The 11,094-nt window shown below is 69.8% G+C and carries 11 protein-coding genes; 3 read left to right on the top strand and 8 right to left on the bottom strand.

Annotation, left to right across the window (positions count from 1 at the left end):
• Positions 1-51 precede the first annotated feature (51 nt).
• A complete protein-coding gene (locus tag OG985_RS31145) occupies positions 52-240 on the top strand; it encodes a hypothetical protein (protein ID WP_371671670.1) in 189 nt (62 codons plus the stop codon).
• 368 nt (positions 241-608) lie between these two features.
• Here the strand turns inward: OG985_RS31145 and OG985_RS31140 are convergent, their stop codons facing one another.
• From OG985_RS31140 to OG985_RS31115, 6 genes are read right to left on the bottom strand one after another with little or no spacing between them, the layout of a single operon-like run.
• A complete protein-coding gene (locus OG985_RS31140; RefSeq protein ID WP_371671669.1) occupies positions 609-779 on the bottom strand; it encodes a hypothetical protein in 171 nt (56 codons plus the stop codon).
• Positions 780-815: 36 nt separating this feature from the next.
• Entirely contained in the window at positions 816-1,409 is a 594-nt protein-coding gene (gene amaP, locus OG985_RS31135; RefSeq protein ID WP_371671668.1) for an alkaline shock response membrane anchor protein AmaP, read from the bottom strand.
• A gap of 10 nt (positions 1,410-1,419) precedes the next feature.
• Positions 1,420-2,103 (bottom strand): DUF6286 domain-containing protein, encoded by a 684-nt coding sequence (locus OG985_RS31130; protein WP_371671667.1) that lies wholly within the window; start codon positions 2,101-2,103, stop codon positions 1,420-1,422.
• Positions 2,100-2,537 carry an Asp23/Gls24 family envelope stress response protein gene (locus OG985_RS31125; RefSeq protein WP_371671666.1) on the bottom strand — a complete coding sequence of 146 codons (438 nt, stop codon included), beginning with the start codon at positions 2,535-2,537 and terminating at the stop codon, positions 2,100-2,102. Before OG985_RS31125 ends, OG985_RS31130 begins: the two co-directional genes overlap by 4 nt.
• Positions 2,534-2,761: a hypothetical protein gene (locus OG985_RS31120; protein ID WP_310433611.1), complete on the bottom strand. Its 228-nt coding sequence runs from the start codon at positions 2,759-2,761 to the stop codon at positions 2,534-2,536. Before OG985_RS31120 ends, OG985_RS31125 begins: the two co-directional genes overlap by 4 nt.
• Positions 2,762-2,805: 44 nt before the next feature.
• Complete coding sequence (locus tag OG985_RS31115) at positions 2,806-3,255, bottom strand: Asp23/Gls24 family envelope stress response protein (protein ID WP_371671665.1); 450 nt, start codon at positions 3,253-3,255, stop codon at positions 2,806-2,808.
• A gap of 203 nt (positions 3,256-3,458) precedes the next feature.
• Here OG985_RS31115 and OG985_RS31110 point away from each other — a divergent pair, with 203 nt between their 5' ends.
• Entirely contained in the window at positions 3,459-4,238 is a 780-nt protein-coding gene (locus OG985_RS31110; protein WP_371671664.1) for a hypothetical protein, read from the top strand.
• Between the two features lie 706 nt (positions 4,239-4,944).
• Here OG985_RS31110 and ppdK read toward each other — a convergent pair.
• A complete protein-coding gene (gene ppdK, locus OG985_RS31105) occupies positions 4,945-7,692 on the bottom strand; it encodes a pyruvate, phosphate dikinase (protein WP_371671663.1) in 2,748 nt (915 codons plus the stop codon).
• 426 nt (positions 7,693-8,118) lie between these two features.
• Positions 8,119-9,345, bottom strand: a complete 1,227-nt coding sequence (locus tag OG985_RS31100; RefSeq protein WP_371671662.1) for an ROK family protein — start codon at positions 9,343-9,345, stop codon at positions 8,119-8,121.
• A 118-nt stretch (positions 9,346-9,463) separates the two neighbouring features.
• Between OG985_RS31100 and OG985_RS31095 the strand changes: the two genes are divergently transcribed.
• Positions 9,464-11,050 carry a hypothetical protein gene (locus OG985_RS31095; protein ID WP_371671661.1) on the top strand — a complete coding sequence of 529 codons (1,587 nt, stop codon included), beginning with the start codon at positions 9,464-9,466 and terminating at the stop codon, positions 11,048-11,050.
• Positions 11,051-11,094 lie beyond the last annotated feature (44 nt).

Here is an 11,094-nt window from a genome sequence, read left to right as displayed (position 1 = left end):
ACGCGGCAGGGCCAGAACCCAAGATCTTCATGAGCCTTCTAGGGAGCAGCCATGAGTAAGCGTCGGTACGTAGCCAGAGGCGTGCCGGACGGTCACCGGATCTGGGACAACCGAGGGCGCCGATGGTGGGGCGATCTCTACGAGCTGTGTCCCGATCTTCTACTGGTTGAGCTGAACGGCGCGGCCGACAGCGAAAAGATCACGGCTCTGCTCAAGCAGTACCGAGCCCAGAAGCGGTAGCGCCGGGGCCGTCTCCGAGAAAAGCCGCTTGTCAAGACCGCGTGCGGCGGCTGACACCAGCGGTTGACACCAACAAGCGCGAACAGCAGCGGTCGACGCCGGACCTCCGTGGACGATCGGCCGAGGCGTAGGACCGGTGGGTCGACGTCGATGGTCCCCGGTGATCGACCTGATAAGGATGAGGCCACAGGTTCAAATCGTGTTGGCCCCACCGGTTCGAAGACCCTTGACCTATCCCGGTCGGGGGTCTTCGGCGTTCACGGACCCTTGTCCACAGGAGGCGGACTGGGTCGGCCGATTCCTGCCAGAAGTGGGCCGACGGCAGACAGGATGGGAGCAACCGCTACAGCGGAAAATACGTGCGGGTTTCAGCGGGCCGGGCGCCGGGTGGAGCACCAGATGGAGCGGGCCGCCAGGTAGACCAGATCGGCGATGAGGAGTAGTACGCCGACGGACATCAGGTAGAGCGTGCCGTCGACGGCCGCGCCGATGGCGATCAGAGCGGTTCCAGCGATGAGCAGGGTCAGGAAAAGGACCACGACGGGATGCCTCCCGGGAAGGAATCGCGCGGGACCTCATGCGGTGCGCCGGGCGCGGTGGCGGGCCTCCCTGAGTCGGACCTTCGACGGGAGGCGGTCCAGGCCGGCCGAGTCTCGTGCGTTTGCGAGTGTTTCGCGGCTCAGCTGTCCCAGCGTTCGCGCCGGCTCCGCGTAAGGCTCCAGCAACAGCCGCACGCGTGCGGTGGGAGCCGTACGTCGGCCCGACAGCCGGACCTGAGCCCGCGAAACCCCGTTCAGGGCTCGCGCCTCTTCCTCGATGGCGTCCTCCAGCGTGCGTCCGTCGAGCCGCGCCGCCGCGCCGTCCTCGCTGTGGACGAGGACCCTGTCCAGGCGATGTCCGCGCTGCGCGAGGAGCCACCACAACAGCAGGACCAGCAGCACGGCGAGCACCGCGATCACTGTCGGCCACCACCAGCCCTCGTCCCGCCACCGGGTACGTCCCTCGGCACCCAACAGCACATCGTCCGGCCCGACGAAGGGCCACCAGCCCGGCATGCCGAAACCCCAACGGCGCTGGAGATCCAGCCCTCCCACCAGCACGCCGCTGCCCAGGGCGAACAGTCCGAGGCCGAGAAGCCCCAGCAGCACCCGGTTCACTGTCCTGCGCATCAGAATCACCTCAGCCCTTCTTCGGGCGCCGGACGCGCACGGTCAGTGTGGGTTGCCGGGCGAGACCCAAGGACTTCACGGCTTCCCCCAGCGTGGCGGCCAGATCCTCGTGGACCTCCTCGAGCCCGCGGAAATGGGCCTGTGCCAGGACTTTGACCTTCCGGCGGCCGACAGCGATCTGGGCCGACCGGACACCGGGCACCCGCACCGCCCAGTCACGCAGCACCAGAGCGGCCGCGCGGCGGTCGAGCCCAGCTCGGACATCCTCTGTACCGGGGACGACGGTGGGCTGCCGCATGGGCAGCAGCCTGCGCAGACCCGGCGTCACCGCCAGCAGGAAGAGCCACAGGCCGAGGGCCATCGCCACCGCGGCCCCGACCATCACCCAGATGTCGTCCAGTGGCCGTGTGGCCAGTTCCTCGGCGAGCTGCCGCCGCCAGCTCATCGCGGACCGGCCTGCCCGCACCGCGACCACGTCGTACAGGAGCAGTCCGACGGCCGCGGCGGACAGCAGGGCCACCATGGCCGCGGGAATCCGCCGCGCCGACCAGAAGCGGCGCGCCAACCGGCCTGATGCGTCGGTCGTCGCCGTCGCGCCCGTGCCCGGGGTGTCCTCGGCGGACGGAGCCGCCTGTCCGGGATCGGCGGGAAGGTCGCTGTCACCGGTCGACTGCCGCCAGGTGTGCGCGCTCATCTCACCCTCTCCTGGTCCGTGTGCCGCCCATGCACTGAGTGCAGCCTCTCGACCGACACCACGAGGTCAGACACGTCCATGCCGACCCATGTCCTGAGCCGTTCGGTGACCTCCCGGCGCACCGCGGCGCACTGCGCCCCGATATCGGACGGATAGCCGAGCTCGACGACGATGCGCAGCCGCGCCTCCCCGAGCGCCGCCTGCCGTTGCGCGGCGGACTCGGCGTCTCGTCCTGCGGTATTCCGCCCCGGGGATCGCCGCACAGATGAGTTCACACGTGGCGTCCGGCGGCCCGGCGGTACGCGGCGGGTGAACCCGCTCAGTGCCTCGCGCGTCACATGGGCGGCGATCTTCGCAACGACCCGGTCGGCGACGGTGATCGCACCGCGCTCCTCGCGGGGAACGGCCGGACGCCGATCTGCTTCACCGGTCACTGCCGCCAGTCCCCGCGGGTCCGTCGCCGGTCGTCGCGGATCCGCTCCTGGCGGTCCCGGCGGCGGACGAAGTCGCCCGGTTCGAGATCGCCTTCCGTGAACCGCCCGACCACAAGACCGACGACACCCAGCCCCAGCACCAGCAGGAAAGCCCAGAAGTTACCGAAGTACGCCGCGAAACCCAGCGCCATTCCGGCCATCAAGCCCACCACGGCCCTGCTCATCACGCGCTCCTTCACTCAAGCCGGCTGCTCCGCGCGCGCCCCGGCTACTGAATCCGCTGCCGCTCTTCCCCTTCGTCCTCCTCGTCGGCCGGCAGCTTCACGTCGCTGACCGTGATGTTGACTTCCACCACTTCCCGACCCGCCATCCGCTCCACCGCGGAGATCACGTTCTCCCGCACCTCGGCGGCCACGTCCGTGATCGAGACGCCGTAGTCGACGACGATCTCCAGGTCGATGGCCGCCTGCAGCTCTCCGACCTCGACACTGACCCCGCGCGTGGCGGATTTGCCACTGCCCGCGCCGGGCAGCCGCTCCCGCATGGCTCCCATCGAGCGGGCCAGTCCACCGCCCAGGGCATAGACGCCGAGCACGTCCCGTGCCGCCATTCCGGCGATCTTCTCCACCACCACATCGGCGACGGTCGTCCGGCCGCGAGAACCGGGCGCACCGCCGAGCTTGACGCCGGTGTTCTTTACGCCGGTGTTCTCAGTCATCGGGACATTCCTCCCTTGAGAAGCTCACATACCACTCACCGTTGATATTGTAGTCGTTTTAGTATTTTTTGGCCTAATATGTGGCGTGAGGTGGAGCGGTCCCATGAGTGGCCCGAACGTCCTGCCTGGGGCTCTCGCGGACACTCCGAGCGCAGTGTGGGCAGGAAGAGAACCGCAGCCATGGGAGCAAGAGGGTGAGAGGGGTGAAAACCGAGGCATGGACGCAGGCAGTACGGCATCAGCTCGACCTCGGTCGGCTGCTCCCGCTCGGCCGGCCGGGCGACGGGACATGGATCACCGAGCAAGCGGCCGTCCGGGTCCTCGGGCGCGCGGCCGCCGCGATTCCCGGTGTTTGGCTTGAGTCCCTGCGCATCGGGCCGGCACCGCTCGAGCCCGTGTCCGAACCGGCCGTGCGTCCGCCAGCCAGCGCGCTACCGCCCGGCCCGCTCAGGATCGAAGCCGCCTTCGCGGCATCCCTCGGCCGGCCACTGCCAGAAACCGCCGCCCAGTTGAGGAGTGCGCTGCTCAACGCGGCCGCTGAACGGCTCGGCCTGGCCACAGTTACAGCCGACCTGCGCGTCACGGATCTCCAGGTGGGCCCGGAGACGGTCGTCAGGTCAGGAACCTCAACGAGGGCCATGGAGCCCGCGCCGGAAGCGGCAGCCACAGCCCCAGCCGCGCGAAGCTCGCCCCCTGAGACCGGAACAGGACCCATGTGGGGGCCCGTCAGTAAGCTGGCGGACGTCGCGTCGGCTGTTCCGGGCGTCGCCCGCCTCACCGCCGTGTTGGGAAGCCGCCCGGTCAAGGTGCAAGACCATGACGATCCACCCGGCCGCCACATCGAGGTCCACCTCGCGGTAGCCCCAGGACACCATCCACTGGAAGTCGCCCGCGCCATCCGGGCCGCCGTAGCCGACGCAGCCACCACTGACGCCCCGGGCCCGATCACCGTCGCCGTCCTCATCGCAGAAACCGCGGCCTAGCCCGGGCCTAGCCCACCACTCGTCAACAGCAGCTCAAAGCATTCGGCCTGATCCAGTCCCATGTCTTCGGCCTCACCCTCGGCGCAGGCCACACCGCGGCGAGCACTGCCGGGGCGATCGCTGTGACCTGGGCAACCAGCGAACGAGCCAACGCCTCCGAAGCCGGTGCAGTACAGCAACCCCAGCAACCGCCAGCGCCCAACACCGGCCCTCACAGCCCTCCCCGCAGCCTGTATGACCTCCATCCAATGACCGATCTCTACAGAGCTACGGATCAAAAGGCCTCTGACATCCACGGCTGACCTCAACGACGCCAGACGGGGGCACACCCGCGTCTCTGTCCGGCCGTCGCACCAGTCGAGAGCAGCAGCCGCAGAGGGCCCGGATCGAACTCCTGAAGCGATGCTCTTCCACCCGCCGTCTAGGGATCCCAGTCAGGGGAGGCGCCTCTCTTATGACGGCTCGTGACAGGATCCGGCCGCATACGGAGGGCACAACGAGGGCACAACGGCTTCACTCCGGTTCAACGGCAACCAACGTCAGCAAGCTGCATTTTCCCTGGTCAGCGCCGTATCTTGACAGTCTCCGCAGTTGATGCACAAAGGGGCGGCACCCCCGCACAGGGTGCCGCCTCCTCCTTGCGAGCCGGAGCCGTCGTGATCGGTGAGGGTCGGGGATCGGCGACCGCTCCGGGGTCAGTGGGAGATCAGCGGTGGTCGCTCCCCGTCGACTGCGAGGCCGCCCGTCCCGCCTCCAGTCGTGCCACCGGGATGCGGAAGGGGGAGCAGGAGACGTAGTCGAGGCCCACCTCGTGGAAGAAGTGGACGGACTCGGGGTCGCCGCCGTGTTCGCCGCAGACGCCGAGTTTCAGGTCGGGGCGGGTGGCGCGGCCGGCTTCGGCGGCGAGTTTCACCAGGGAGCCGACGCCGTCCCTGTCGATCGTCTCGAAGGGGGAGACGCCGAAGATGCCCTTCTCCAGGTAGGCCGTGAAGAACGAGGCCTCCACGTCGTCGCGGCTGAAGCCCCACACCGTCTGGGTGAGGTCGTTCGTGCCGAAGGAGAAGAACTCCGCGGCCTCCGCGATCTGTCCGGCCGTCAGCGCGGCGCGCGGCAGCTCGATCATCGTGCCGATCGCCAGCTTCAGCTCCGTACCCGTGGCGGCCTCCACCTCGGCCACCACCTGGTCCGCCTCCTCGCGCACGATCTCCAGCTCCTGGACGGTGCCCACCAGCGGGATCATGATCTCCGCGCGCGGGTCGCCCTTGGCCGCCTTGCGCTCGGCCGCGGCCTCGGCGATCGCTCGTACCTGCATCGTGAACAGGCCGGGGATGACCAGGCCGAGGCGCACACCGCGCAGGCCCAGCATCGGGTTCTGCTCGTGCAGGCGGTGCACGGCCTGGAGCAGCCGGAGTTCGTTCTCGTGCGGCTCCTGGCGGGACTCCGCGAGCGCCACGCGGACCGACAGCTCCGTGATGTCCGGGAGGAACTCGTGCAGCGGCGGGTCGAGGAGGCGGACGGTGACCGGGAGGCCGTCCATCGCCGAGAACAGTTCCACGAAGTCCTTCTTCTGGAGCGGCAGCAGCTCCTTCAGCGACTCCTCGCGCTCGGTCTCCGTGTCCGCCAGGATCAGGCGCTCCACCAGCTCACGGCGGTCGCCGAGGAACATGTGCTCCGTGCGGCACAGGCCGATGCCCTGGGCGCCGAAGCGGCGGGCGCGCATCGCGTCCTCGGCGTTGTCCGCGTTGGCGCGCACGCGCAGCCGGCGCTTGCGGTCGGCGAAGGCCATGATCCTGTGTACGGCCTCGACCAGTTCGTCGGCGTCGTTGGCGCCCGCGTGCATCCGGCCCTCGAAGTACTCGACCACCGGGGAGGGGACCACCGGCACCTCGCCGAGGTAGACCTTGCCGGACGATCCGTCGATGGAGATCAGGTCGCCCTCCTCCACCACGTGTCCGCCCGGCACCGTCATCCGGCGTCGCTTGGTGTCGACCTCGAGTTCCTCGGCGCCGCACACACACGTCTTGCCCATGCCCCGGGCGACGACGGCGGCGTGCGAGGTCTTGCCGCCGCGTGAGGTCAGGATGCCCTCCGCCGCGATCATGCCGTCCAGGTCGTCGGGGTTCGTCTCGCGGCGGACCAGGATGACCTTCTCGCCCGAGCGGGACCACTTCACCGCCGTGTACGAGTCGAAGACCGCCTTGCCGACGGCCGCGCCCGGCGAGGCCGCGATGCCTCGGCCGACCTGCGCGACCTTGGTGTGCTCGTCGAAGCGGGGGAACATCAGCTGGGCGAGCTGGGCGCCCGTCACGCGCTGGAGCGCCTCGGCCTCGTCGATCAGGCCCTGGTCGACGAGCTGTGTGGCGATGCGGAAGGCCGCGCCCGCCGTGCGCTTGCCGACGCGGGTCTGGAGCATCCACAGCTGGCCGCGCTCGATAGTGAACTCGATGTCGCAGAGATCCTTGTAGTGGTTCTCCAGGGTCTCCATGATCTGCATGAGCTGGTCGTACGACTTCTTGTCGATCGTCTCCAGCTCCGCGAGCGGGACGGTGTTGCGGATGCCGGCCACCACGTCCTCGCCCTGGGCGTTCTGGAGGTAGTCGCCGTAGACGCCCTGGTGACCGCTGGCGGGGTCGCGGGTGAAGGCGACGCCGGTGCCCGAGTCGGGGCCGAGGTTGCCGAAGACCATCGAGCAGACGTTGACCGCGGTGCCGAGGTCGTGCGGGATGCGTTCCTGGCGGCGGTAGAGCTTGGCCCGGTCGGTGTTCCAGGAGTCGAAGACCGCGTGGATCGCGAGGTCCATCTGCTCGCGCGGGTCTTGCGGGAAGTCCCGGCCGGCCTCGGTCTTGACGATCCGCTTGAACCGGGTGACCAGCTTCTTGAGGTCGGCCGCCTCGAGTTCGGTGTCGACCGTGACCTTCTTGGCGTCCTTGGCCTTCTCCAGCGCCTCCTCGAAGAGGTCGCCGTCGACGCCGAGGACGGTCTTGCCGAACATCTGGATCAGGCGGCGGTAGGAGTCCCAGGCGAACCGCTCGTCGCCGGCCTGCGCGGCCAGCCCCTGGACCGACTTGTCGGAGAGGCCGATGTTCAGGACGGTGTCCATCATGCCGGGCATGGAGAACTTGGCGCCGGAGCGGACGGAGACCAGCAGGGGGTCGTCGGCCTGGCCGAGCTTCTTGCCCATCTTCGCTTCGAGGGCGTCGAGGTGTGCACTCACCTCGTCACGCAGTGCCGCCGGCTCCTCACCACTGTCGAGGTAGACCTTGCAGGCCTCGGTGGTGATCGTGAAGCCCGGAGGCACCGGAAGGCCCAGGTTCGTCATCTCGGCGAGGTTGGCGCCCTTGCCGCCGAGGAGGTCCTTGAGGTCCTTGTTGCCCTCGGTGAAGTCGTAAACGAACTTCACGCCCTCAACGCTGGTGCCGTGCTCAGCTACCTGGGGATCTTTGTTTTCCGACACGGGTCTCGACTCCTCGAGGACGCGGTGGCTGCCCTGACGGGCAGGAACATACCCAGATCGAAGGCGCCTGGGTACGTCCACTTGCGCGTCATGCGCCTGTAACCACTCGTCCGCCAGCGGATCGAAAGTCAAGGCTTGGCAAGCGACCGACCGTTTGTGTTTTCACTTCTTGAACGCATCGACCCCCCGAACCTCGTTACAGTCCCACCATAGCGCTCAGGTGAGCGTCTTTCGGCACGTTTGATTTCGATCGATGAACGATCAAGGGGTGGCACTGAGTGCCACCCCTTGGAGAAGTGCAGTCGCCCATGATCCGCTCATCTGAGCTCAACCCCGATCAGGCGTGGCGAGAATCACCTGTCGCGGCCGACGAGATTTCACCATCCGGACGCGCTCCCGGACCGGAAACGGCGGGAAACAGCCTCGTCACACGCCGAGCGCCAGCAGCCGCTGCTCCACCCGCTCCGGCGCGTACAGATGCTCCACCACGAGCGCACCGGCCCCCACCAGCCCGGCCCGCTCCCCGAGCCGCGAGGTCACCACGTCCAGGTGCGCGGTGGAGCGCGGCAGCGCCCGCTGGTACAGCAGCTCGCGCACGCCGGTGAGGAAGGGGGTTCCGGCCAGATCTCCCGCGATCATCAGAACCCCGGGGTTGAGCAGGGTCACCACGGTGGCCAGGACGTCACCGACCTGCCGTCCCGCCTCGCGCGCCAGCGCGGCCGCCTCCGGATGCCCGGAGGCCAGCAGATCGCGTACGTCCGAGCCGGAGGCGGCCGGCACCCCGGCCTCCGCCAGCCTCCGCGCGACGGCGCCGCCGCTCGCCACGGCGGCCAGACAGCCGTAGGAACCGCAGCGGCACAGCAGGTCCGCGCCCGCCGGGACCCGGATGTGGCCGAGGTCGCCGGCGCCCCCGTCGATGCCCCGGTAGAGGGAGCCGTCCACCACGACGCCCGCGCCGATACCGGTCGACACCTTCACCAGGACGAACGCCGAGCAGTCCGGGTGGGCGGTGCGCTGTTCGCCGTACGCCATGAGGTTGGCGTCGTTGTCCACGAGCACCGGCACCGCCGGCCCGCCCGTGTGCTCGGTGAAGACTCCGGCCAGCCGGCTCCTTATGTCGTAGCCGTCCCAGCCGGGCATGATCGGCGGCTGCACGACGCGGCCGGTGTCGCCGTCGACGGGCCCGGGCACCGCGAGTCCGATCCCGCAGACCTCGTCCGCCCGGCGGCCGGTCTTCTCGACCAGTTCGGCGAACCAGCGACCGAGTTCCCCGAGGACCACGTCGGGGCCGTCCTCCAGGCGCGGGGTGCCGCTGTGTTCGGCGAGGATCTCGCCGGTCAGGGAGAGGACGGCCGCGCGCGCGTGCCGGGTGTCGAGGTCGGCCGCGAGGACGACGGCATGGGCGTCGTCGAACTCCAGGGTGATGGAGGGCCGGCCGCCCTGCGGGGAGTCCACGGGACCCCCGGCGCCCTCGCGCAGCCAGCCGGCGCGGAAGAGGCGGTCGAGGCGGTGGCCGACCGTGGCCCGGGAGAGTCCGGTGACGTGCTGGAGCGCGCCGCGGGTGGTGGCGCGGCCGCTGCGGACCAGCTCGAGCAGGTCTCCCGCACTCGCCTGACTCGCGCTCCTCCCGGTTCTGCCGGGCCTTCCGGTCATGCGCACCCCCTTGTGTTTCTCCATGTTGCATTACATATTGAGTTTTGCGTGTTAAATAGACGTAACCCTACGGTAGCCACTGCCGAACTGGTCGGCCGTACGTCTTCGGGGAGCCTGAGTGGACCGCACAACCCAACTGACCGCTCGTAACGCGGGACGCCTGGACCACGCGCGCACCATGTCCTCACCTCCCTTTTCCGGCCATGGTGAGGTTTCGGGCCCGGAGCCCATTGCATACGATCCGGCCGTGACCAAGCCGTCACTGCACGTCAGGGCAGCCCGGGTGCTGGAGGGCAACTGGACCGGCACGTCGACGGTGCCCTCGCGCGGCCTGTACCCGCACCAGTGGTCCTGGGACTCCGCGTTCATCGCCATCGGTCTGCGCCACCTGTCGCCGTTACGGGCCCAGACGGAGCTGGAGACGCTGCTCGGCGCCCAGTGGGGCGACGGGCGGATCCCGCACATCGTCTTCAACCCCTCCGTCCCGCTCGACGCGTACTTCCCGAGCCCCGACTTCTGGCGCTCCTCGACCGCGGGGCGCGCTGCGGGCGCCCCGCGCACGGTACAGACCTCGGGCATCGTGCAGCCACCGGTGCACGCGCTGGCCGCGTGGCTGGTGCACTGCGCGGACCCGGGTCTGTCACGGGCGCGCGGCTTCCTGGCCGGCGTGTACCCACGCCTCGCCGCCTGGCACCGGTATCTGCTGCACCGGCGGGACCTGGGCGGGGGCTCGCTGGCGTCCGTCGTACACCCCTGGGAACAGGGTATGGACAACAGCCCCTGCTGGGACGCCCCGTTGAGCCGGATCACGCCCGCCCCGGCCCGCTCCTTCCGCCGCGCGGACCTCGACCACGGCGCCGCCGACGACCGGCCGACGGACCTGGACTACGGGCGTTACGTGCGGCTGGCGACGGACTACCGCGACGGCGGATACGCCGACGGGGCGGACACGGGACCGGCCCGCGGGGCCTCGGTCGAGGGCGGTGGGGGGAGAGGTGCGGGCGGATTCGCGGTGGAGGACCCCGCGTTCAACGCCCTGCTCATCGCCTCGGAGCACGCGCTGGCCCGCATCGCCCGGGAGCTGGGGGCCACCGGCACGGCCCGGCACGCGCGCGCGGAACGGCTGACAGCCGCGCTCGTCGACCGGCTCTGGGACCCGGCCGAGAACCTGTTCTTCTGCCGGGACGTGCGCGGCGGGGAGCTGATCCCCGAGCGGAGCGTGTCCGGGCTGATCCCGCTGCTGCTGCCCGGGCTCCCGCGCGAGATCACCGCCGCCCTGGTCGGGACGGCGTGCTCACCGCACTTCGGCCTCGGCACCTCGACCCGCCTCGTACCGAGTTACGACCTGCTCGGCGAGGCCTTCGACCCGCACCGCTACTGGCGCGGGCCGGCCTGGTTCAACACGAGCTGGCTGGTGGAGCGCGGGCTCAGGCAGCACGGCGAGCAGGCGAGGGCGGGTGCGCTGCGGGAGGCCGTGCTGCGGACCGCCGACAGCTCGGACTTCGCGGAGTACGTCGATCCGTACACCGGCGAGGCCTGCGGGGCGACCGGCTTCAGCTGGACCGCCGCGCTCACGCTCGACCTGCTGCACGAGCCCCTCGCGGGCGGCGCGGCCGGACCGGGCACCGGCGCAGCCACGGACACGGACACGCACACGGACAGCGGCATGTTCGACCTGAGCGGCGTGCACGTCCGGACCGCGTGACCGGCCCGGACGTGAACAGCCTGGACGGCAAGGCACTCAAGGGC

Source organism: Streptomyces sp. NBC_00289 (genome assembly GCF_041435115.1).
In the GTDB taxonomy this organism is placed as follows: Bacteria; Actinomycetota; Actinomycetes; order Streptomycetales; family Streptomycetaceae; genus Streptomyces.
The sequence above is the reverse complement of the archived record's forward strand: the minus strand, read 5'-3'. Positions and strand labels throughout refer to the sequence as shown.